The organism is Sphingosinicella sp. (assembly GCF_013911755.1).
Classification (GTDB): domain Bacteria; phylum Pseudomonadota; class Alphaproteobacteria; order Sphingomonadales; family Sphingomonadaceae; genus Sphingosinicella.
This window is the reverse complement of the sequence record NZ_JACESP010000029.1, coordinates 1-20,087: the sequence shown is the minus strand read 5'-3', so window position 1 is coordinate 20,087 and position 20,087 is coordinate 1. Positions and strand designations below refer to the sequence as shown.

Genomic DNA, 20,087 nt, shown 5'->3' with positions numbered 1-20,087 from the left:
GGCCGACTAGCACGCACCCCTCCATGTTGCAAGGCAGCAAGAGGCAGCAAAACACGGCCTGCCGGGCACGCGACGAAATGCCCACATTGTACGCCGAAAAAGCACGAAAGGTTGCGATTGTTCATCGGGATGGGCGTATGGAGGGGGCGTCCTTTGCCCAAGGGTTGAATGTCTTGCGTACTGTTCGATTCGCGCCCGCCCGATTCCTTTTGCCGCTCGCGGCGCTGCTGCTTCCGGCGTGCATCGCCCGCACGGCGGTCGATATCGTGTCACTGCCCGTGAAGGCGGCGAGCGCCGGGGTCGATGCCGTCACCACCAGCCAGTCGGAGGCGGACGAGAAGCGCGGCCGCGAGATCAGGAAGCAGGAAGAGCGCATCGGCAAGGCCCGCCGCAAGTGCGAGGATGCCCGCAAGCGCGGAGAATACGACGAGAAATGGTGCCCGATCGCGCAGGAAAGCGTGCGCTATTAGCGGGGCATCCTACCCCCACACCGCCTTGAGCCGCCGGTCCTGCCCGCAGCCGGAGCGATAGGCGCGGTAGCGCAGCGCGTTCCGCTTCGCGAAATCCTGATGGTAGCCCTCGGCAGGGTAGAACGTGGCGGCGTCGCGGATCTCTGTCGTCACGGTCTTGCCGAAATGCTTCTCGATTCGCGCTTTGTCGCCTTCCGCCAGCGTGCGCTGGTCGGCGTTCGCGGCGAATACGGCGGTGTGGTAGGAGGCGCCCTTGTCGCAGAACTGGCCGGCGGGATCGAACGGATCGATGTTGTGCCAGAAAGCGTCGAGGAGCTTCGCATAGCTCGTCTTCGCCGGATCATAGACGACGCGCACCGCTTCGAGGTGGCCCGTGCCGCCTTCAATGACCTTGTGGTAAGACGGGTTCTTCACGTGCCCGCCCGCAAAGCCGGACACCGCCTCGATGACGCCGGGCTGCTTTTCCATCGCGGCCTCGGCGGACCAGAAACAGCCCATCGCAAAGACAGCCTCCGCGCGCCGCGGGCTTTCGGCGGGTGCGAATCCGGCGGCTGCAAGCAGCGCAAGGGCGAGGGAGCGTTTCATTCGCTTTCCGGTTCGAACGCGAGCGACACGCCGTTGATGCAGTGGCGCTTGCCGGTGGGGAGGGGGCCGTCGTCGAACACATGGCCGAGGTGCCCGCCGCAGTTGCCGCACAGCAGCTCGGTGCGGACCATGCCGTGGCTATGGTCGGGACGTTCGATGATCTCGCCGTCCGCGCGCGTGAAGCTCGGCCAGCCGCAGCCGCTGTCGAACTTGTCGGCGGAACGGTAAAGCAAGGCGCCGCATCCAGCGCAGACGAATTCGCCCGGACGTTTCTCCTCGTTGAGCGGGCTCGTCCATGGCCGCTCGGTGCCGGCCTCGCGCAGCACCCGATATTGTTCGGAGGTCAGGCGCGCCTTCCATTCGGTCTCGGTCAGTGACTTGTCCATCTTCTGTCCTGTCATGTGGTCCGGCCGGGGACGAAATCGAGCGCGTCGCCATTGATGCAGTGCCGCTTGCCCGTGGGCAGCGGCCCGTCGTTGAAGACATGCCCCAGATGCCCGCCGCAGCGGCGGCAGAGCACTTCGGTGCGCACCATGCCCAGGCTGAGGTCGCGCTCGGTCAGCACGGCGTCTTTCACGGCGCGCGTGAAGCTCGGCCAGCCGGTGCCGCTGTCGTACTTGTCGGCGGAGCGGTAGAGCGGCAGCGCGCAGCCCGCGCAGGTGAAGGTGCCCTTGCGCTTTTCCTTGAGCAGCGGGCTTGTGAAGGGGCGCTCGGTGCCCGCCTTGCGCAGAATATAATATTGTTCGTCCGTCAGGCGGCGCTTCCATTCGGCGTCGCTATAGCGGACGGGGAAATCGCCGACCGGCTTTTCGTCCCCGGCAAGCGCCCAGCGGCCCGCCAGACCGGCACCCAGCAAGCCCGCGCCCAAACCCAGAAATTCACGTCGGATCATGCTCACATCCTCCGTGGGAGTATACGTATGAGGGGCACTAAAGGTTACAAGCTTCTAAACGAAACTGTAAGGGTCGATGTCCACGGCGACGCGCACGTTCCGGGGCACCTCGACACCTCCCAGCCAGTCCGCGATCAGGCCCTGCACGTCCGCCCGCCGCGCGGCGTGGACGAGCAGCCGATGCCGGAAGCGGCCGCGCAGCAGCGAGAGCGGCGCCGGCGCGGGGCCGAGGATGGTGAGCCCGTCGATGCCCGTGGGCGCGGCGCGGCCGATCGCGCGCGCCGTTGCCGCCACTTCCGCTTCGTCCGGCCCGGAAACGATGATCGCGGCCAGCCGACCGAAGGGCGGCATTGCGGCGGCGCGGCGCGCTTCGGTCTCGGCGGCATAGAAGCCGGGCGCATCGCCCGCGACGAGCGCGGCGAGCACGGGCGCTTCGGGCTGGTGCGTCTGGATATAGACGTGCCCCGGCTTTTGTCCGCGCCCCGCGCGCCCCGCCACCTGGCTGATCTGCTGGAAGCTGCGCTCGCCGGCGCGGAGGTCGCCGCCCTTCAGCGCAAGGTCCGCATCGACGACGCCGACGAGTGTCAGTTCGGGGAAATGATAGCCCTTGGTGATGAGCTGTGTGCCGATGAAGATGTCGATTTCGCCCGCAAGCGCGCTGTCGACGAGCGCCTTCGCCTGCGCGGGCGAGTGGATCGTGTCCGACGTGACGAGCGCGACGTTCGCGTCCGGGAACAGCGCGGAGACCTCCTCGGCGATGCGCTCCACGCCCGGCCCGCAGGCGACGAGGCTGTGTTCTTCGCCGCACTCGGGGCAGGCGTCCGGCACCGCCTCCACGAGCCCGCAGTGATGGCATTGCAGGCGTTTCACCAGCCGGTGCTCGACCATCCACGCCGTGCAGTTCGGGCACTCGATGCGCGTGCCGCAATGGCGGCAGAGCGTGAGCGGCGCATAGCCACGCCGGTTGAGGAACAGCAGCGCCTGCTCGCCGCGCGCCAGCGTCGTCTTCATCGCCTCGACGAGCGGCGGCGCCAGCCAACGACCCTGTTCGGGTGGCGTGACGCGAAGGTCGATGGCCTCGATCTCCGGCATCTGCGCGCCGCCGAAGCGGCTGGGGAGTTCGAGGTGGCGGTAGCGGCCGCGCGTCACCTGCGCCAGCGTCTCGATCGCGGGCGTCGCGGTGGCGAGCACGATGGGGATCGCCTCGATCTGCGCGCGCATCACCGCGACGTCGCGCGCGTGATAGGGAACGCCGTCTTCCTGCTTGAAACTCGTCTCGTGCGCTTCGTCCACCACGATGAGGCGCAGGTCGGGGTAGGGGAGGAACAGCGCCGAGCGCGCCCCCACCACCACCTTCGCTGCGCCGCTCGCCGCCGCGCGCCACGCGGCGCGGCGCTCGGATGACCGCAGATCGCTGTGCCATTGCACGGGCTTGCAGCCGAAGCGCGCCTCGAAGCGGCGCAGGAACGGCTCGGTCAGCGCGATCTCGGGCAGCAGCACGAGCGCCTGCCCGCCCGCATCGAGCGCGGCAGCGACGGCTTCCAGATAGGTCTCGGTCTTGCCCGATCCGGTGACGCCGTCGAGCAGGAAGGGCGCGAAGTCATGCGCCTTCACCGCTGCAACCAGCGCCGAAGCCGCGGCCTCCTGCTCCGCCTCCAGCACGGGCGGGCCGAAACCGGGATCGGGAAGCGGCGGCGCGCGGTCCACCGACACCGTCACCGGTTCGATCGCGCCTGCCGAAATGAGCCCGCGAATCACCGCGTCGGATACGCCCGACCATTCGGCAAGTTCGCGTACCAGCCCCTGCGCGTCGCCGAGCGTGGTAAGCGCCGCCTCGCGCTTCTCCGTCATCCGCTCGGGAAGCTGGCCGGAAACGCGGTATTCGGTGACCGTGCGCGCGCCGTCGAGTGCGGCGGAAACCGACATCACCATGCGCAGCACGGCGGCGGGCGGCACCAGATAGTAAGCGGCGACCCACTCGACGAGCCGCCGCACGCTCGCCGGGATCGGCAGCACCGGGGCGACGCCGTGGATCGGCCGCAGTTTCGCGTCCGCGACCTCGGTCGTCGGCAGCCGGTCGGCATCCCACACCACGCCGTGAAGCTCGCGCGGCCCCAGCGGCACGCGCACCACGCTCCCCACCGGCACGCCTTCCGCCGGCGCCCGGTAATCGAGCGGGCCGAGCGCGGCGTTGCGGGTGAGAACACGGAGGCGGGGGGCGGGCATCGGGCTCTTATGTAGGGGCTTGGCGGCGAAGGCAAAGCTGTGCGTGTTCTAAAACCAGATAGACATTGACGCGTTCCGGGCATCCCGGCTCAATGGCGTCATTAAGCTATTGGGGGGATGCGGCATGCGAACATTGTGCCTCTTGGCGATGCTGATTTCATCGGGGGCATCTGCCCAATCCGGCGCTGCGCTCGAGGAAGTCGTAGTGACGGCGATGCGACGAGACGCTGACAACTATGACGAGCGCATCCCAGCCATCGGTCTGCGACGTATCGCGGATTATGCCGTGCAACAGGTGTATGTCGCCGGAGACACGCGCGAGGCCGATCAGCGGCGAAGCGAGATTTATGCGATGATCAAGGGCGCCATCGAACTCGCCACAGGACGCGGGGGTATCGAGCTTGCGACCGGGGAAATGGTCGTCGAACCGTTGACTTTGACGAACTATCGCAACCTGCCTCTTCAGAATGATGGTCGTCCCGACAGCGAGCGAACATCGTTTCTTATCAAGACGCGTCTCTCCGGTGTCGATGCCAAGGCGGCGCTGGAGCGTATTCACAACTTCATAAAGTCTGTTCCAACCGTGGGTCGCGCTGAACTCAAGCCGCAAGGGGAGCTTACGTTGTCCGTGGTTGGCCCGGATCAGTACCGGGGACAGATCATCGATCTCGTTGCCGCAGACGCGCGGCAGACGGCAGCAAAGCTTGGGCAAGATTATGCAGTCCAAGCCAAGGGGCTTGATCGTCCTGTTGAATGGTCACGCGCCAGCCTGACGGAAGTGTTCCTGTATGTGCCATACGCATACGACGTTCTGCCACGACCTCAGTAGCCGCCGGTGGTTCGCTTTGCCGCGCTATGGACGCCCGGCGATTCGAATCGCTAAGGGCTGTTCAAACGCCTCTTTCGAAAGCCCGACCCATGAAATTCTTCGTCGACACCGCCGACACCAAGGACATCGCCGACCTCGCCGCCACGGGCCTCCTCGACGGCGTGACGACGAACCCGAGCCTCATTCACAAATCCGGGCGCGGTTTCGTCGAGGTCGTGACGGAAATCTGCAAGATCGTCGAAGGCCCGGTTTCCGCCGAAGTCGTCGCGCTCGATCACGAGACAATGATGAAGGAGGCCGAAGTCCTCCGCAAAATCGCCGACAACATCGCGATCAAGGTGCCGCTCACCATCGACGGGCTCAAGACCTGCAAGGCGCTCACCAGCGACGGCACGATGGTGAACGTCACGCTCTGCTTCTCGGCGAATCAGGCGCTGCTCGCGGCGAAGGCGGGGGCGACCTTCATCTCGCCGTTCGTCGGCCGCCACGACGACAACGGCTTCGATGGGATGCAGCTCATCAGCGACATCCGTCTCATCTACGACAACTACGATTTCGGCACGGAAATCCTCGTCGCCAGCGTCCGCCACCCGATCCACGTGCTCGAATCGGCGAAGATCGGCGCGGACGTGATGACGGCGCCGCCCGCCGTGATCCGCGCGCTCTTCAACCACGTGCTCACCGACAAGGGCATCGCCGGCTTCCTCGCCGACTGGGAAAAGACTGGCCAGTCCATCCTCTAGCGCTCAGCTTCTCTTAACCATGTCCGCGATAGTGTCGCGGGCATGGCCGTTCTCGATTTCCAGTCCGAAGCGCTGGTCCGCCTGCGCACCCGCGTCGCCGCGCTCGGCGAGGCGAATAGCGATCTGCTGGCCTATGCGCGCGGTCACGCCGGCGCCGTGCAGCAGATCCACGCCGCCGCGCTCGCCGCGATGGACGCAACCGACTTCGAGCATCTGATCCACGTTGTCACGCAGGACTGGGTGGATATCCTCCGTATCGATGCCGTCGGCCTCGGGCTCACCACAAGCGGGCAGGGCATCCGCGCGAGCGCGAGCGGCGTGCAGTTCGTCGATCCCGAGCAGGTCGAGCTCTGGTGCCACCTGCTCCCCGTGGGGCAGGCACGCAGCGTCAAGCACGGCTCGCCGGTTTTCGGCCCCGCCGCCGACCTCATCCGTTCCGAGGCGCTGATCGCGCTCAAACCCACACCGCCCGCGCCCACCGGCATCATCGCGCTCGGCTCGCGCGCGCCTCACAACTTCGGTGATTATCATGGCAACGAGCTTCTCGCCTTTCTCGGCGATGTGGTTTCGCGCATGATCGCGCGGTGGATGCAGATCGAACCCTAGAAACGCCTGCGCTGAACCAGCCCGCGCACGCCCGCGTCGCGGAATGGCTCGGCCACCTTGAAGCCGCCGAGCGCCGCTCCGCGCACACGCTCCGCGCCTATCAGACGAGCCTCAACGGCTTCGTGCATTTCCTTGGCGGGCATCTGGGTACCGGGGTCACGGACAGCGCGCTCGCCGCGCTCAGCCTCGCCGATCTCCGCGCCTATCTCGCGCACCGCCGCGCCGAAGGCCTCGCCAACGCCTCCGTGGCGCGTGAAGTCGCATCGCTCCGCAGTTTCTTCCGCTGGGCAAGAAAGCATCGCGGCATCGATTGCAAGGCGATCGCAGGCCTTGCCTCGCCCCGCCTGAAAAAGCGGGTGCCGCGTCCGCTCGCCCCCGCCGACGCGGCCGGCGTTGCCGACCACGCGGGCGAGGATGCGCGCGAACCTTGGATCGGAGCGCGTGACACGGCGGTGCTGCTGCTGCTCTACGGCTCGGGCCTTCGCATCGCGGAGGCGCTGTCGCTCACGGGCGACGTGCTCCCGATCGGCGCGGCGATCACCGTCACCGGCAAGCGCGGAAAGACGCGCGTCGTCCCCGTGCTGCCGAAGGTGCGCGAGGCGATCGAAGCCTATCTCGCGCTTGCGCCGTTCACGCCCGCGCCGGGAACGCCGCTGTTCCGGGGCGCAAAAGGCGGCGCGCTGTCGCCGGGGATGATCCGCTCCGCGATGCGCGCCGCGCGCGCAGCGCTCGGCCTGCCGCCCTCAGCGACGCCGCACGCACTCCGCCACAGCTTCGCGACGCATCTGCTGGCGCGCGGCGCGGACCTGCGTTCAATTCAGGAACTGCTCGGCCATGCCAGCCTGTCGTCGACGCAGGTCTACACGGAGGTCGATGCGGCGCGTCTGCTCGATGTTTACCGGCACGCGCACCCGCGCGCTTAGGCGTGCGGCTTCCAGGTGATGACGCGCCACAGATAGCCTGCGACGCACACCACGATCACGGCGGTGCCGACCGGGCCGATATAGGCTTCGATCTCGGCATAATCCTGCCCGAGCTTGTAGCCCGCGACCGCGAGTAGCGTCGTCCAGCCTGCAGTGCCGATGGTTGAATAGATCACGAACTGCCGGAAGTTCATTTCCATGAAGCCTGCGGGGACGGAAACGAGCGAACGCAGCGTCGGTAGCATCCGCCCGAACAGGACGAACGCGGCGCCGTGCTGGTCGAACCATTTGTGCGCCTTTTCGATGTCGCCAAGGCTGACGGTCAGCCAGCGACCAAAGCGCCGGACGATCGGATCGAAGCGGTGGATGCCGATCTGCTTGGCGAGCAGATACCAGAAGATGTTGCCGAACATCGCGCCCGTGGTGCCCGCCAGGATGGCGCCAACCAGGCTGAACGCACCCTTGGCGGCTTCCAGCCCCGCGAACGACATGATGATCTCGCTCGGGATCGGCGGGAATACGGTTTCCAGAAACATCAGGAAGGCGACGCCCAGATAGCCGCTCTCGGCGATCAGCTGTTGAACCCATTCACCCATGTCAGCGGCCGAGCCTCCTCAAGATCGCATCCCAGATCATCCCGGCCGTGTCGGTGCCGTTGAAACGATCGATCGCGACGATGCCCGTGGGCGACGTGACGTTGATCTCGGTGAGATAGCCGTCGATCACGTCGATGCCGACGAAAAGCAGCCCGCGCCGTTTCAGCTCCGGCGCCAGTCGCGCGCAGATTTCCTCTTCGCGCGCCGTGAGCTGCGTTTTCGCCGCATTGCCGCCCGCCGCAAGGTTGGATCGGATCTCGCCCGCCTTGGGCAGTCGGTTGATCGCGCCCGCGATCTCTCCGTCGACGAGCACGATGCGCTTGTCGCCGTCGCTGACCTTGGGAAGGAAGCGCTGCACCATGAAGGGTTCGCGCCAAACGTTCGAAAACAGCTCGACGAGCGCCGGAAGGTTGCCGTCGTCCTCCCCGAGCTTGAACACGGCGGCGCCGGCGTTGCCGTGCAGCGGCTTCACGACGATCGCGCCGTAGCGGCGGCGGAACGCCAGCACTTCTTCCAGTCGCCGCGTGATGAGCGTCGGCGGCATCAGGTCGGAAAACTGCGTGACGAACAGCTTCTCGGGCGCGTTCCGCACTTCGCGCGGGTTGTTCACGACCAGCGTTTCCCCGTCCAGCATCTCCAGAAGGTGCGTGGCGGTGATGTATCCGATGTCGAACGGCGGATCCTGCCGCATCAGCACGACGTCGACATCGCTGCCGAGGTCGAGGTTGCGCGCCTCGCCGAGCGTGTAGTGATCGCCCGCCACGTTGCGCACGGAGACGGGCCGCACATGTGCGATCACGCGCCCGTCGCGCCACGAAAGCTGGTCGGCGAGATAGTGATAGAGCGTGTAGCCGCGCTCCTGCGCCTTCAGCATCAGCGCGAAGCTCGAATCGCCCGCGATGTTGATGCGCTCGATGGGGTCCATCTGGACGGCGACGGTGAGGCTCATGGGGCGTTTCCTTTGATTCGAACGCCGTCTAGCAGCTAAGCCCAATCGCCGTCGACCACGCCTTCGATATGGCGGGGCAGGCGGCCGCGCGAGACCACCAGTGCGTCGATGCGGGCACCCTCGCAGCCAGCCATGTAGCGGCCGAGCAGCAGGTTCGCGGCGCGCGCGACGCGCGCCATGCGCGGGGCTTCGAGCGCGGCGGAAGCGCCCATGTCGTCGTCGCGCGCCTTCACCTCGACGAACGCGAGCATCCGGCCGCGCCGCGCCACGATGTCGATCTCGCCCGCCGGGGTCCGCACGCGTTCCCCGAGGATGCGGTAGCCTTTGAGCCGCAGCCACAGCGCCGCGATGCGTTCGGCGCGGCGGCCGCGCCGTTCGGCGGCCTGCCGCTTCATTCGCCCCCGCGCAGTTCAAGCGCGCGGGCATAGACCTGCTTGCGGGGCAGGCCGAGCGCGGCGCTCACTTCGGCGACGGCGGATTTCAGCGGCTGCGCTTCCATCGCGGCGGCAAGCGCGGCGTCGAGTGTGTCGGCGTCCGCCGGGGCGGCCGGTTCGGGCGGGCCCACAACGATGACGATTTCGCCCTTCGGCGGCGCGTCCGCGTAGCGTGTAGCGAGGGTGCCGAGCGTGCCCGTCACGGTTTCCTCGAAGGCCTTGGTGATTTCGCGCACCACGGCGGCAGGCCGATCGCCGAGCCCGTCTTTCAGCGCCTCCAGCGACCGTGTGAGCCGATTGCCGGATTCGTAGAACACGAGCGTTGCGTCGAGCCCCGCGAACTCCGCGATCGTATCCGCCGATGCTTTCACCTTCGCCGGAAGGAAGCCTGCGAACAGGAAGCGGTCGGTGGGCAGCGCCGCGAGCGTCAGCGCCGCAATCGCCGCGCACGGCCCCGGAATCGTCGTCACGGTGATGCCTTCGGCGCGCGCTTCCCGCACCAGCTTGAAACCGGGATCGGAGATCAGCGGCGTGCCCGCGTCGCTCACCAGGGCAACCGATTCATTTCGCATACGTTCCAGCAGCCGTGCGCGCACGCGGCTGTCACTATGGTCGTGATAAGGCACCATCGGGCGGTCGCTGCCGATGCGGGCGAGCAGTTTTGCTGTCACGCGCGTATCTTCAGCGGCGATTAAGGCGGCGGACCTCAGCACGTCGGCGGCGCGCAACGTAATGTCGCCCAGGTTGCCGATGGGCGTCGCCACGATGTAAAGGCCGGGTTCCAGATCAAGGGGTAAGGGTGCCATGGACATGTCGATCTACAGCATGGAGGGCCGCGGGCGATTTTGGAATCGCTGTTTTTCCGGCCTGAAGCGAACGCTGCTGCCGATGGCGGCGCTCGCCGCCGCTGCCTGTACGCAAACCGTCCAGAAAGCGCCGGAAGTCGAGGCGCCTCCGCCTCCGCCGCCGACCGTGGAAGCGCCGAAGGAAATTCCGCAAAACCGCGTCGCGCTGCTGCTGCCGATGAGCGGAGGCACCGCGCGTGTCGGCCAATCGCTGGCGAACGCCGCGAACATGGCGCTGCTCGATGTGAAGGCCACGAACATCAAGCTCACCGTCTATGATACCGCGCCCGGCGCCGCCGCCGCTGCGCGCCGCGCGGTCGCGGAGGGCAACAAATTGTTCCTCGGCCCGCTGCTTGCGGCGGATGTCACCGCCGTGCGCGGCGTCGCCAAGGCGGCGGGCATTCCGATCATCTCGTATTCGAACGATGCCGATGTCGCCGGAAACGGCGTCTATATTCTGGGCTTCCAGCCCGATCAGTCGATCGACCGCGTCGTGCGCTATGCACGCGCGCAGGGTGTGGAGCGCTTCGGCGCGCTGGTGCCGGCGGGCAACTACGGTCAGCGCGCCTCGGGTGCCATGCTGCGCGCGGTTCGCGAATCGGGCGGCAAGGTCACGGCGGTCGAAACCTACGAACGCTCGCGCGCCAAGCTGCAGGCCGCCGTTCGCCGCCTCACCGACTATGAAGCGCGCGTCGCACGGGCGAGCCAGGGCGGCATCGTGCGCGCCGACGGCACCGTCGCGCCGGTGCAGGACCGCCTTGGGCCGGTCTCCTTCCAGGCGCTGCTGATCGCGGACGGCAGCCAGATCGCGTCCGCCTTCCTCGGCCCGCTCACGCAGTACGGCGCCGGGCCGGGCAAGGTCCGCTACCTCGGCCCGGAACTCTGGAACGCCGAACCCGGCATCCGCAGCGTTCAGGGGCTGCACGGCGCGTGGTACGCCAGCGTGCCCGACACGCGTTTCCAGCAGCTCGCCTCGCGCTACCGGGCGAAGTTCGGCGGCGCGCCCTCGCGGCTCGCCAGCCTTGGCTATGATTCGGTGCTGCTGGTGAATGCGATCGCGGACAGCTGGACGATCGGCTCCAGCTTCCCCGAAGCGCGCCTGCGCGATTCAGACGGTTTCGCGGGCGTCGACGGCATCTTCCGCTTCGGCGCCTCAGGCATCGCCGACCGCGGCCTCGAAGTGGGGCAGGTGGGCGCGTCCGGCACGACAGTCGTCTCGCCCGCCCCGCGCACCTTCGCCAAGCGCCCGGGGGCCTGACGGGGAGGTCGTGCGTCCCTCGACTACGCTCGGGATGAACGACCTTTGTACCTTGTAATAACGTGCATCATCCCGAGCGTAGTCGAGGGACGCACGACCCCTATGTCAGCAACCGAGAAACCACCGCGTTGAGCAGCGGCTGGCCCTTATCGGTCAGCCGCAGACGCTCATTTTCCCAGACAACGAGCCCAAGCTGCATGGTCTCGTCGAGGCCCGCGCGGCTAACGACATCGCCGAGCCGCTTCCCCGTGCGTTCAGCAAAAACCGCCTCATCGATACCCTCAAGCAGGCGCAGTCCCATCAGCAGCGCCTCGTCGGCGCGCGTGCTCGCTTCGAGTGGGGTTTCGTTCGCCACCGGCGTTTTAAGCCACGTCTCCGGCAGCCGTTCGCGGGTCGTCGCCATGCCGCCGCGCCGCCCGTGCGCGCCGGGGCCGACGCCCACGTAGTCGCCGTAGCGCCAGTAGGTGAGGTTGTGGCGGCTCTCCGCGCCGGGCCGCGCGTGGTTCGAAACCTCATAGGCGGGCAGCCCCGCCGCCGCCGTCATCGCCCGGGTCATTTCGAACATGCCGAGCGAGGCGTCTTCCTCCGGCAGCGTCAGCCGTCCCAGCCGCGCCCGGGTCGCGAACGCTGTCCCCGGCTCGATGGTGAGCTGGTAAAGCGACAGGTGCTCCGTGCCGAACGCCAAGGCGCGTGTCAGCTCGGCCTCCCATTCCTCGGGCCTCTGCCCCTCGCGTGCGTAAATGAGATCGAAGCTCACGCGCGGGAAATGCCTCTGCGCCACGTCGAGCGCGGCGAGCCCCTCGGCAAGGTCGTGCGCGCGTCCCAGCGCCTTCAGCGCCGCGTCATCAAGCGCCTGCAGCCCGAGCGACACCCGGTTCACCCCCGCCGCCGCGAAGCCCGCGAAGCGCCCGGCCTCAACGCTCGAAGGGTTCGCCTCCAGCGTGATCTCGGCGTTCTCGAAGCCCCACAGCCGGTCGGCGGCATCGATGATCGCACCGACCGTTTCGGGCGACATCAACGAAGGCGTGCCGCCGCCGAAAAACAGGCTCGAAAGCCGCCGTCCCGGTGTCAGGCGCGCCTCATAGTCCATGTCGGCGATCAGCGCGTCGCGCCACGCCGCTTCATCGATGCGCTCGCGGACATGGCTGTTGAAGTCGCAGTACGGGCATTTGGAGACGCAGAACGGCCAGTGGACGTAAAGCGCCAGCGGCGCCGTTATTTCAGACATGCCTCAACCAGCTGTGCGAACGCCCGCGCGCGGTGGCTCATCGCGTGTTTCGCGCCGGGCTCCATTTCGCCGAAGCTGATGTCGCGCCCTTCCGGCACAAACATCGGATCATAGCCGAAACCCTTCTCGCCGCGCGGTGGCCACACGAGCGTGCCGTGCACATGGCCCTCGAACGTCTCGACGTGTCCGTCCGGCCACGCCAGCGACAGCGCGCAGGTGAAGTGCGCGCGGCGGTCGGCGGCATTGCCGAGCGCGTCGTGCACCTTGCGCATCGCGAGGCCGAAATCCTTCTCCGGTCCCGCCCAGCGCGCCGAATAGATGCCGGGATCGCCGCCGAGCGCGTGGACGCTGAGCCCCGAATCGTCGGCAAGCGCCGGCAGCCCCGATCCGCGCGCGGCCGCGAGCGCCTTCAACTCGGCATTGCCGCGAAACGTCGTTTCCGTTTCCTCCGGCTCGGGCAGGCCCGCATCCCCCGCCGACACCGGCGCGATGCCGAACGGCGACAGCAGATCGCGGATTTCCCGCACCTTGCCGGGGTTGTGGCTCGCCACGATCAGCGTGCCGGGGAGGAGCTTCCGCGCCATGCGCCTAGCGCCCCGTCGCCTTCGCCTGCGCCGCGTAGATCTTGCCGCAGCCGATGCGTGCGAGACGGAGCATCCGCAGCAGCGTCTCTTCGTCAAACGGGTCGCGCTCGGCGGTGCCCTGCACCTCCACGATGCCGCCCTTGTCGGTCATCACGAAATTGGCGTCGGTCTCGGCGGCGGAATCTTCCGGGTAATCGAGGTCGAGCACCGCCGTGCCCTCGTAAACGCCGCAGCTGATCGCGCCGACCTGCGCGCGAATGGGGTCCACCGTCAGCAATCCGTCCGCCATCAATTTGTCGACCGCGATGCGCAGCGCGACCCACGCACCGGAAATCGCCGCCGTGCGCGTGCCGCCGTCAGCCTGCAGCACGTCGCAGTCGATGGTGATCTGCCGCTCGCCGAGCGCCTTCAGGTCCACGATCGTGCGTAGCGAGCGGCCGATCAGGCGCTGGATTTCCTGCGTGCGGCCGGATTGCTTGCCCTTCGCCGCCTCGCGCGATCCGCGCGTGTGCGTGGCGCGGGGGAGCATTCCATACTCGGCCGTCACCCAGCCTTCGCCCTTGCCGCGCAGGAACGGCGGCACGCGTTCTTCCAGGCTCGCCGTCACCAGCACATGCGTGTCGCCGAACTTCACGAGGCACGAGCCTTCGGCATGACGCGAGAAGCCGGGGATCATTTCGATGGTGCGCATCTCGTCGGGCGCGCGGCCGGAAGGTCGCATGAAAACTCCTGTACGGGGGAATAGGTTCTGCCGCGCCGTGTACCGGCTCGCGCCACCGGGGTCCAGATCACTTGAGAGGGGCGATGCGCCACCCTACATTGCGTCACGATGACGAGCGGTCCAACCATATCAGAGCTTTCAGACCGCGCGCGCGCCGTGTTTCGGCAGGTCGTCGAGGAATATATCGCCTCGGGCACGCCGGTCGGTTCGAAGACGCTCGCGACGCGCGCCGACAGTCTCGGTCTTTCGTCTGCATCAATCCGCAGCGTTCTTCACGATCTGGAGCGCGTCGGCCTGCTCGGTAGTCCGCACACCTCGGCGGGCCGCGTGCCCACCGATTTCGGCCTGCGCCTGTTTGTCGACGGCATGATGCAGGCGAGCGAGGCGGGGGCGGAGGAACGCGCCGCGATCGAAGCAGGCCTCAGTGCGCCCGACCGCGCCGTGGAAGATGTGCTGTCGCGCGCGACCGCCGTGCTTTCGGGGCTTTCATCCTGCGCCGCCGTGGTCATGGTGCCGCGTACCGAGCGCGTGCTGCGGCAGGCGAGCTTCACGGCGCTGTCACCGACGCGCATCCTCGCGATCCTCGTCGCGGACGACGGCACGGTCGAAAACCGTATCGTCGAACTGGAATATCCGGTGTCCCCGGCGGCGCTCATCGAGGCGGGGAATTATCTCACCGCGCGCCTCGCCGGCTCCACGCTCGCCGATGCGGCGGCGCTGCTGAAGCTGGAGATCGAAACCGAACGTGCGCTGATCGACAGTGCCACACGCGATCTCGTCGCGCGCGGCATTGCGAGCTGGTCGGCGGACGATGCCGACCGCGCCGTGCTCATCGTGCGCGGCCAGTCGCACCTGCTCGATGATGCGGCGGAGGCGGACCTGCAGCGCGTGCGTTCGCTGCTCGCCGATCTCGACGACAAGGTCGAAATGCTGCGCGTCCTCGACGATGCGCGCGAGGCGCGGGCGATGAAAATCTTCATCGGCTCGGAAAACAAGCTCTTCTCGCTCTCCGGTTCATCGGTTATCGCCGCGCCATACAGCGGCGCCGAAGGCCGGATCGTCGGCGTCGTGGGCGTCATCGGTCCCACGCGCCTCAACTATGCACGCATCGTGCCCATGGTGGATTACACCGCCCGAACACTCAGCAGGCTGATAGGATGATTGAAGACAACGAAAAGCTGACCCCCGAAGAGATCGCTGCCGCCGAACAGCCGGTGGAGGTGCCGGAGGCCGATCCGCTCGCCGAGAAGGACGCCGAGATTGCCGATCTCAAGGACCGGCTGCTGCGCGCCGTCGCGGAATCGGAAAATGTGCGTCGCCGTCTCGAACGCGAGAAGGCGGACGCAGTCGCCTACGCCGTCACCGGCTTCGCGCGTGATCTGCTCGGCGTCGCCGATAACCTGCGCCGCGCGCTCGATGCTGCCGCGAAGGACGATGTCGTGGCCAGCCCGCTGCTTTCGGGCGTGGAGATCACCGAGAAGGAACTGCTGAAGGCGTTCGAAAAGCACGGTATCGCGCGCGTCGAAAGCGTCGGCCAGAAGCTCGATCCGAACCGGCACCAGGCAATGCTCGAAGTTGTGCAGGAAGGCGCCGAACCCGGCCAGATCGTGGCCGAGCTGCAAACCGGTTATGTCCTCAAGGATCGCTTGCTGCGCCCCGCGATGGTCACTGTTGCGAAGGAAGCTTGATGGCTGAGCCCGATCCCATCTGCGGCGTGTGGCAGCTCGACCAGTGGGTGGAGTTTCGCGACGGCGATCCCTACGTCCTCGATGCGAGCGGGCGCATCTTCTACCATTCCGAGGGTCACGTGAGCGCGATCCTCACGCGGCAGATGGACGGCGCAGATCCGCTCGTCATCGCCTACGCGGGCCGCTGGCAGCGCGAGGGCGACGACGTGCACCACGCCGTCGAGCACGCCACTGTCCAGCGCTGGGTCGGCACGACGCTCACGCGCCGCGTGGTCGAGTTCGACCCCACCGGCGACGGCCGCCTTCTGCTCCGCACGCCTCCCGAGACCAGCCGCTCGGGCGCCGAGTTCTTCCACGATCTGATCTGGGTGCGGGCGGTTTAACCGCAGCGCTTCGCCACCGGGAAAATGTGACGCGGGGTGGGCGCGAACCCACCCCGCATAGCCTCAAATCCCGTCGAGGCCCTTGCTGACCAGAATGTTCACCGCGACGCGGCGATTCTGTGCCTTGCCTTCGACGGAGTCGTTGCTTGCCGCCGGGTCGGCTTCGGCCATTCCGGTGGGCGTCAGCATACGATAGGGCTTCCAGCCGCAGGCCTGCTGCAGATAATTCACGACGCGGGCGGCGCGCTTCTCGCTCAGAACCTGGTTATATTCCTCGCTTCCCGTGGAATCGGTGTAGCCGACGACAAGCAGCAGCGCGTTGTCCATCGCTTCGGCCTCGCTCGCGGCCGCGCAGAGATCGGTTTTCGCCTGCTCTGACAGCACCGCCTTGCCGGTGTCGAAGTTCACGCTCATCGTGTTTTTCACGTTATACTGATCGATATCCGCCACGCGGCCGCGAAGCGCTTCCGTCGCTGCGGACTGCTCGGCAAAGCGCTGGTCGGTCGCGTTGTGGATCATCGACGCGGTCTTGAGGTCCTTGTTCTTGAGCGCGACCTGGCTCGCCACCAGCCCTTGCCCCCACTGCACCGTCTTGATGGTGACCGGCAGACCGTTCAGCAGTGCGTCCAGGGCCAGTTTCTTGCTGCTCGCCCCGAGGAAGCCGCCGCTGGATTTCACCTTCGTCGCCTCGCTGATGAAAACCGTCTGTTTCGCGCCGCCGGGGATCGTGACCAGCATCTTCTGGTCCTTGCGCGCCGCGATAAACCCTTCGACATCTGGCCCTTCGGGCATTCCCGAAAGGTCGGCCGGTGGATAGGCGTTCACGTCAATGGACGGGTCGGCCCCGCTCATATCCTGAGGCTGCGCGTGCAGGCTGGCCGGCACCATGCCGGAAAGCGCAAGCAGCAGGAACATTCTTGGACTCTTGGAAATAATACTCATCGCGTTCCTCCATCAAACTCGACCCATCGACCGCGCGTAGGCGCGCGTGTCGGCCGATCAGCACTTCCGTGACGCCGTATCCGGCTGCCCGGCTCCTCTCCCAGGGAACGTCACGGATGCCTTGCATGTTCGGGCGCATCCTTCGCGCACAACATTCTGGTTAACGCCAGTATTACGGAGACGTTTCGAGAGTCTCGTGCGGCGAGCCGATGCCGCGTGCCCTAAACGATCCCCCGCTCGCCGCTCTCCGCCCGAAACGGCAAGAGCGCGTCGTATGTCGCGAGCGGCGGGGTGCCCGGTACGTCGCCGCCCATGCGTTTCACATAGGCGTCGCGCACGATCTCCGCCTGCTGTTCGAGTCCATAGCCCGAAAAGCCGAGCCCCGCTTTCAGCGGCAGGTAGTCGTAGCGCGCCAGCGGGCCACGCCGCAGGATCAGGTTCACGCCCTGCTGGTGCTGCCACACGTGCGTCAGCTCGTGAACGATGAGGCCCTGCAGGAACAGCGAGGCGCGGCTGAAATCCTCGCGCCAGGAGGCGTTGTTGGGGTGGAACCAGATGTGCCCGTCTGGCGCCATCACCACCCACGCGGGTTGCAGCCACCACCATTTCGCGCGCCGGATGGTGACGCGCGCGAGATCGATCGCGTCGCCGAAGGCCCGGCGCGCCATCATGCGTTCGCCGTCCGTCAGCGCCCTAATGATGCGAATGCTCTCCGCTTTTCATCTCCGGCGCCGTCGCGCTCATCGCGTGCGCGGAAACCGCGACGCGGCCGGCCTTTTCGAACACGAAGGTCAGCGGCACGCGCGAATCGGGCTTGGTGGCGGGCAGGCCGAACACCATCACGTGCATTCCGCCGGGTTTCAGTTCGATCTTCTGGCCCGGGTTCACCGGCAGGCCGACGAGCGGAACCATGCGCATCACGCCGTTCTCGGCTTTCGTCGCGTGCAGCTCGAAGCGCGCGGGTTTCGGGCCTTCCACGGCGATCAGCCGATCCCCCATCGCGCCTGCAGCGATCGTTGCATACAGGGCAGCGGGGCGGCCCGCGACGACAGGCAGGCGGATCCAGGCGTTGCTGACGGTCGGCGTGGGAGGCGCGGCAAGCGCCCGGCCGCCGATCGCTGCCGCCGCGAGCAGCAACAGCGCCGTCACACACGCCGCAATTCCAAGGTTTCTGTCGATACGCGCCACGGTCTTCGATCCTTCGCCAGAGACATCCACGCTCCGCATGAATGCTTCATGCCACAGCTCGGGGCCTTTGCGCCATGCGGCAGCACGTCCCCATCGCGGACGCAAAACGCATCGGCGGCGCACCCGCGCTCTTGTATGGCGCTGGCGCTGTTCCTACATCGCCCGCGTAGATCAACGACGCTGCGGCAAGTCTGCGCAGTGGCGGGATCAATCGTTTGTTCCTGCTTGGAATTTGAAAGAGGAAGCACGGGAGATATGGGCAAGGTAATCGGTATCGACCTTGGTACGACCAACAGCTGCGTCGCCGTCATGGAAGGCAGCAAGCCCAAGGTTATCGAGAATGCGGAAGGCGCGCGCACGACGCCGTCGATGGTCGCGTTCACCAAGGATGGCGAGCGTCTCGTCGGCCAGCCGGCGAAGCGCCAGGCGGTGACGAACCCGGACAACACGGTGTTCGCGGTGAAGCGCCTGATCGGCCGCCGTTTCGACGATCCGGTCACCAAGAAGGACATTGCGCTCGTCCCCTATCACATCGTGAAGGGCGGCAATGGCGACGCGTGGGTGAAGGCCGGCGGCGAGGATTACAGCCCGTCGCAGATTTCCGCGTTCATCCTTCAGAAGATGAAGGAAACCGCCGAGTCCTACCTTGGCGAGACCGTCACGCAGGCCGTCATCACCGTGCCCGCCTACTTCAACGACGCCCAGCGCCAGGCCACCAAGGACGCCGGCAAGATCGCCGGCCTTGAAGTGCTGCGCATCATCAACGAGCCGACCGCGGCGGCGCTCGCCTACGGGCTCGAGAAGAACGACGGCAAAACTATCGCGGTCTACGATCTCGGCGGCGGCACCTTCGACGTGTCGATCCTGGAGATTGGCGACGGCGTGTTCGAGGTGAAGTCGACGAATGGCGACACCTTCCTCGGCGGCGAGGACTTCGACGCCAAGATCGTCGATTCGCTCGCGGACGGTTTCAAGAAGGACGAAGGCATCGACCTCCGCTCCGATCGCCTCGCGCTGCAGCGGCTCAAGGAAGCGGCCGAGAAGGCGAAGATCGAGCTGTCGTCGGCGCAGTCGACCGAGGTCAACCTGCCCTTCATCACCGCCGACCAGACCGGCCCGAAGCACCTCGTGAAGACGATCACGCGTGCCGACCTCGAAAAGCTCGTGGGCGATCTCGTCGCCCGCACGATGGAGCCGTGCCGCAAGGCGCTGAAGGATGCGGGCATCGACAAGGACAAGATCGACGAGGTCGTCCTCGTCGGCGGCATGACGCGCATGCCGCTCGTCCGCGAAGAGGTGAAGAAGTTCTTCGGCAAGGAGCCGCACACGGGCGTCAACCCCGATGAGGTCGTCGCGATGGGCGCCGCCATTCAGGCGGGCGTGCTGCAGGGCGACGTCAAGGACGTGCTCCTGCTCGACGTGACGCCGCTGTCGCTCGGCATCGAGACGCTGGGCGGCGTGTTCACGCGCATGATCGATCGCAACACGACGATCCCGACGAAGAAGAGCCAGGTCTACTCGACCGCCGAGGACAATCAGGGCGCGGTGACGATCCGCGTCTTCCAGGGCGAACGCGAGATGGCGGCCGACAACAAGGCGCTCGGCCAGTTCGATCTCGTCGGCATCCCGCCGGCGCCGCGCGGCGTTCCGCAGATCGAGGTGACGTTCGACATCGACGCCAACGGCATCGTCAACGTCTCGGCGAAGGACAAGGGCACCGGCAAGGAGCAGCAGATCCGCATCCAGGCGTCGGGTGGTCTGTCGGACTCCGACATCGAGCAGATGGTCAAGGACGCCGAGAAGTTCGCCGACGAAGACAAGAAGCGCCGCGCGAAGGCCGAGGCCCGCAACCAGGCGGACAGCCTCGTCCACTCGACCGAGAAGCAGCTCGCCGAGCACGGCGACAAGGTGGATGCCGCCACGAAGGGCAGCATCGAAACCGCCGTCGCCGCGCTGAAGTCGGTGCTCGACAGCGACGATGTCGATGACATCAACGC

The 20,087-nt window shown here is 66.8% G+C and carries 24 protein-coding genes; 10 read left to right on the top strand and 14 right to left on the bottom strand.

What is annotated here, in order from left to right; all coding sequences use genetic code 11:
• Positions 1 to 173: 173 nt before the first annotated feature.
• A complete protein-coding gene (locus H2052_RS16175; RefSeq protein ID WP_293784007.1) occupies positions 174 to 470 on the top strand; it encodes a hypothetical protein in 297 nt (98 codons plus the stop codon).
• Between the two features lie 9 nt (positions 471 to 479).
• Here H2052_RS16175 and msrA read toward each other — a convergent pair whose 3' ends face one another.
• The 4 genes from msrA to H2052_RS16155 are packed head-to-tail and all read right to left on the bottom strand — an operon-like array spanning position 480 to position 4,173.
• The gene (gene msrA / locus H2052_RS16170; protein ID WP_293784005.1) at positions 480 to 1,055 is read right to left on the bottom strand and encodes a peptide-methionine (S)-S-oxide reductase MsrA; all 576 of its coding nucleotides are present in this window, start codon (positions 1,053 to 1,055) and stop codon (positions 480 to 482) included.
• Positions 1,052 to 1,456, bottom strand: coding sequence for a peptide-methionine (R)-S-oxide reductase MsrB (msrB, locus tag H2052_RS16165; protein WP_293784002.1), 405 nt, complete (start codon positions 1,454 to 1,456; stop codon positions 1,052 to 1,054). The genes msrA and msrB (H2052_RS16165) overlap by 4 nt, the downstream gene beginning before the upstream one ends.
• Positions 1,453 to 1,947 carry a peptide-methionine (R)-S-oxide reductase MsrB gene (gene msrB / locus H2052_RS16160; RefSeq protein WP_293783999.1) on the bottom strand — a complete coding sequence of 165 codons (495 nt, stop codon included), beginning with the start codon at positions 1,945 to 1,947 and terminating at the stop codon, positions 1,453 to 1,455. Before msrB (H2052_RS16160) ends, msrB (H2052_RS16165) begins: the two co-directional genes overlap by 4 nt.
• Before the next feature lie 54 nt (positions 1,948 to 2,001).
• Positions 2,002 to 4,173 (bottom strand): primosomal protein N', encoded by a 2,172-nt coding sequence (locus H2052_RS16155; protein WP_293783996.1) that lies wholly within the window; start codon positions 4,171 to 4,173, stop codon positions 2,002 to 2,004.
• 142 nt (positions 4,174 to 4,315) lie between these two features.
• Here H2052_RS16155 and H2052_RS16150 point away from each other — a divergent pair, with 142 nt between their 5' ends.
• From H2052_RS16150 to H2052_RS16135, 4 genes are all read left to right on the top strand, one after another.
• Positions 4,316 to 5,002 (top strand): TonB-dependent receptor, encoded by a 687-nt coding sequence (locus tag H2052_RS16150; RefSeq protein WP_293783993.1) that lies wholly within the window; start codon positions 4,316 to 4,318, stop codon positions 5,000 to 5,002.
• A gap of 89 nt (positions 5,003 to 5,091) precedes the next feature.
• Positions 5,092 to 5,745: a fructose-6-phosphate aldolase gene (gene fsa / locus H2052_RS16145; RefSeq protein WP_293783990.1), complete on the top strand. Its 654-nt coding sequence runs from the start codon at positions 5,092 to 5,094 to the stop codon at positions 5,743 to 5,745.
• 42 nt (positions 5,746 to 5,787) lie between these two features.
• Positions 5,788 to 6,351, top strand: coding sequence for a DUF484 family protein (locus tag H2052_RS16140; protein ID WP_293783987.1), 564 nt, complete (start codon positions 5,788 to 5,790; stop codon positions 6,349 to 6,351).
• Between the two features lie 11 nt (positions 6,352 to 6,362).
• On the top strand, positions 6,363 to 7,274 hold the full coding sequence (locus H2052_RS16135) for a tyrosine recombinase XerC (RefSeq protein WP_293784056.1): 912 nt from the start codon (positions 6,363 to 6,365) through the stop codon (positions 7,272 to 7,274).
• On the opposite strand, the gene H2052_RS16130 is transcribed toward H2052_RS16135, so the two are convergent.
• The 4 genes from H2052_RS16130 to rsmI are packed head-to-tail and all read right to left on the bottom strand — an operon-like array spanning position 7,271 to position 10,059.
• Positions 7,271 to 7,870, bottom strand: coding sequence for a DedA family protein (locus tag H2052_RS16130; protein ID WP_293783984.1), 600 nt, complete (start codon positions 7,868 to 7,870; stop codon positions 7,271 to 7,273). The genes H2052_RS16135 and H2052_RS16130 overlap by 4 nt on opposite strands.
• A 1-nt stretch (position 7,871) precedes the next feature.
• Positions 7,872 to 8,819, bottom strand: a complete 948-nt coding sequence (gene gshB / locus H2052_RS16125) for a glutathione synthase (protein ID WP_293783981.1) — start codon at positions 8,817 to 8,819, stop codon at positions 7,872 to 7,874.
• 35 nt (positions 8,820 to 8,854) lie between these two features.
• Complete coding sequence (locus H2052_RS16120) at positions 8,855 to 9,214, bottom strand: YraN family protein (protein ID WP_293783978.1); 360 nt, start codon at positions 9,212 to 9,214, stop codon at positions 8,855 to 8,857.
• Entirely contained in the window at positions 9,211 to 10,059 is an 849-nt protein-coding gene (gene rsmI, locus H2052_RS16115) for a 16S rRNA (cytidine(1402)-2'-O)-methyltransferase (RefSeq protein WP_293783975.1), read from the bottom strand. Before rsmI ends, H2052_RS16120 begins: the two co-directional genes overlap by 4 nt.
• Between rsmI and H2052_RS16110 the strand changes: the two genes are divergently transcribed.
• Positions 10,058 to 11,356 (top strand): penicillin-binding protein activator, encoded by a 1,299-nt coding sequence (locus H2052_RS16110; protein WP_293783972.1) that lies wholly within the window; start codon positions 10,058 to 10,060, stop codon positions 11,354 to 11,356. The genes rsmI and H2052_RS16110 overlap by 2 nt on opposite strands.
• 100 nt (positions 11,357 to 11,456) lie before the next feature.
• On the opposite strand, the gene hemW is transcribed toward H2052_RS16110, so the two are convergent.
• The 3 genes from hemW to rph are packed head-to-tail and all read right to left on the bottom strand — an operon-like array spanning position 11,457 to position 13,889.
• Complete coding sequence (gene hemW / locus H2052_RS16105) at positions 11,457 to 12,584, bottom strand: radical SAM family heme chaperone HemW (RefSeq protein ID WP_293783969.1); 1,128 nt, start codon at positions 12,582 to 12,584, stop codon at positions 11,457 to 11,459.
• Positions 12,572 to 13,168 carry an RdgB/HAM1 family non-canonical purine NTP pyrophosphatase gene (gene rdgB / locus H2052_RS16100; protein ID WP_293783966.1) on the bottom strand — a complete coding sequence of 199 codons (597 nt, stop codon included), beginning with the start codon at positions 13,166 to 13,168 and terminating at the stop codon, positions 12,572 to 12,574. Before rdgB ends, hemW begins: the two co-directional genes overlap by 13 nt.
• 4 nt (positions 13,169 to 13,172) lie before the next feature.
• A complete protein-coding gene (gene rph / locus H2052_RS16095) occupies positions 13,173 to 13,889 on the bottom strand; it encodes a ribonuclease PH (protein ID WP_293783963.1) in 717 nt (238 codons plus the stop codon).
• Positions 13,890 to 13,997: 108 nt separating this feature from the next.
• On the opposite strand from rph, the gene hrcA reads away from it, so the two are divergent.
• Genes hrcA through H2052_RS16080 form a run of 3 tightly spaced genes read left to right on the top strand, consistent with a single transcriptional unit; the run spans position 13,998 to position 15,960 of the window.
• The gene (gene hrcA / locus H2052_RS16090) at positions 13,998 to 15,050 is read left to right on the top strand and encodes a heat-inducible transcriptional repressor HrcA (RefSeq protein WP_293783960.1); all 1,053 of its coding nucleotides are present in this window, start codon (positions 13,998 to 14,000) and stop codon (positions 15,048 to 15,050) included.
• The gene (grpE, locus tag H2052_RS16085) at positions 15,047 to 15,577 is read left to right on the top strand and encodes a nucleotide exchange factor GrpE (protein WP_293783957.1); all 531 of its coding nucleotides are present in this window, start codon (positions 15,047 to 15,049) and stop codon (positions 15,575 to 15,577) included. Before hrcA ends, grpE begins: the two co-directional genes overlap by 4 nt.
• Positions 15,577 to 15,960 carry a lipocalin-like domain-containing protein gene (locus tag H2052_RS16080; protein ID WP_293783953.1) on the top strand — a complete coding sequence of 128 codons (384 nt, stop codon included), beginning with the start codon at positions 15,577 to 15,579 and terminating at the stop codon, positions 15,958 to 15,960. The genes grpE and H2052_RS16080 overlap by 1 nt, the downstream gene beginning before the upstream one ends.
• A gap of 63 nt (positions 15,961 to 16,023) precedes the next feature.
• On the opposite strand, the gene H2052_RS16075 is transcribed toward H2052_RS16080, so the two are convergent.
• From H2052_RS16075 to H2052_RS16065, 3 genes are all read right to left on the bottom strand, one after another.
• Positions 16,024 to 16,902 carry an OmpA family protein gene (locus tag H2052_RS16075; protein WP_293783950.1) on the bottom strand — a complete coding sequence of 293 codons (879 nt, stop codon included), beginning with the start codon at positions 16,900 to 16,902 and terminating at the stop codon, positions 16,024 to 16,026.
• Between the two features lie 221 nt (positions 16,903 to 17,123).
• On the bottom strand, positions 17,124 to 17,570 hold the full coding sequence (locus H2052_RS16070) for a vgr related protein (RefSeq protein WP_293783947.1): 447 nt from the start codon (positions 17,568 to 17,570) through the stop codon (positions 17,124 to 17,126).
• A 25-nt stretch (positions 17,571 to 17,595) separates the two neighbouring features.
• On the bottom strand, positions 17,596 to 18,129 hold the full coding sequence (locus H2052_RS16065; protein WP_293783944.1) for a copper chaperone PCu(A)C: 534 nt from the start codon (positions 18,127 to 18,129) through the stop codon (positions 17,596 to 17,598).
• A 216-nt stretch (positions 18,130 to 18,345) separates the two neighbouring features.
• On the opposite strand from H2052_RS16065, the gene dnaK reads away from it, so the two are divergent.
• Positions 18,346 to 20,087, top strand: a 1,742-nt coding sequence (dnaK, locus tag H2052_RS16060; RefSeq protein WP_293783941.1) for a molecular chaperone DnaK, incomplete at its 3' end; no start/stop codon positions are given.

Bases quoted from the DNA above. Each gene is read 5' to 3' on its own strand.
- H2052_RS16155 (WP_293783996.1), bottom strand. From the start codon at position 4,173: ATGCCCGCCCCCCGCCTCCGTGTTCTCACCCGCAACGCCGCGCTCGGC.
- msrB (WP_293783999.1), bottom strand. From the start codon at position 1,947: ATGATCCGACGTGAATTTCTGGGTTTGGGCGCGGGCTTGCTGGGTGCC.
- rdgB (WP_293783966.1), bottom strand. From the start codon at position 13,168: ATGGCGCGGAAGCTCCTCCCCGGCACGCTGATCGTGGCGAGCCACAAC.
- H2052_RS16130 (WP_293783984.1), bottom strand. From the start codon at position 7,870: ATGGGTGAATGGGTTCAACAGCTGATCGCCGAGAGCGGCTATCTGGGC.
- msrB (WP_293784002.1), bottom strand. From the start codon at position 1,456: ATGACAGGACAGAAGATGGACAAGTCACTGACCGAGACCGAATGGAAG.
- H2052_RS16140 (WP_293783987.1), top strand. From the start codon at position 5,788: ATGGCCGTTCTCGATTTCCAGTCCGAAGCGCTGGTCCGCCTGCGCACC.
- H2052_RS16080 (WP_293783953.1), top strand. From the start codon at position 15,577: ATGGCTGAGCCCGATCCCATCTGCGGCGTGTGGCAGCTCGACCAGTGG.
- fsa (WP_293783990.1), top strand. From the start codon at position 5,092: ATGAAATTCTTCGTCGACACCGCCGACACCAAGGACATCGCCGACCTC.
- rph (WP_293783963.1), bottom strand. From the start codon at position 13,889: ATGCGACCTTCCGGCCGCGCGCCCGACGAGATGCGCACCATCGAAATG.
- rsmI (WP_293783975.1), bottom strand. From the start codon at position 10,059: ATGGCACCCTTACCCCTTGATCTGGAACCCGGCCTTTACATCGTGGCG.
- hrcA (WP_293783960.1), top strand. From the start codon at position 13,998: ATGACGAGCGGTCCAACCATATCAGAGCTTTCAGACCGCGCGCGCGCC.
- H2052_RS16110 (WP_293783972.1), top strand. From the start codon at position 10,058: ATGGACATGTCGATCTACAGCATGGAGGGCCGCGGGCGATTTTGGAAT.
- H2052_RS16065 (WP_293783944.1), bottom strand. From the start codon at position 18,129: ATGCGGAGCGTGGATGTCTCTGGCGAAGGATCGAAGACCGTGGCGCGT.
- H2052_RS16075 (WP_293783950.1), bottom strand. From the start codon at position 16,902: ATGAGTATTATTTCCAAGAGTCCAAGAATGTTCCTGCTGCTTGCGCTT.
- msrA (WP_293784005.1), bottom strand. From the start codon at position 1,055: ATGAAACGCTCCCTCGCCCTTGCGCTGCTTGCAGCCGCCGGATTCGCA.
- grpE (WP_293783957.1), top strand. From the start codon at position 15,047: ATGATTGAAGACAACGAAAAGCTGACCCCCGAAGAGATCGCTGCCGCC.
- gshB (WP_293783981.1), bottom strand. From the start codon at position 8,819: ATGAGCCTCACCGTCGCCGTCCAGATGGACCCCATCGAGCGCATCAAC.
- hemW (WP_293783969.1), bottom strand. From the start codon at position 12,584: ATGTCTGAAATAACGGCGCCGCTGGCGCTTTACGTCCACTGGCCGTTC.
- H2052_RS16070 (WP_293783947.1), bottom strand. From the start codon at position 17,570: ATGGCGCGCCGGGCCTTCGGCGACGCGATCGATCTCGCGCGCGTCACC.
- H2052_RS16120 (WP_293783978.1), bottom strand. From the start codon at position 9,214: ATGAAGCGGCAGGCCGCCGAACGGCGCGGCCGCCGCGCCGAACGCATC.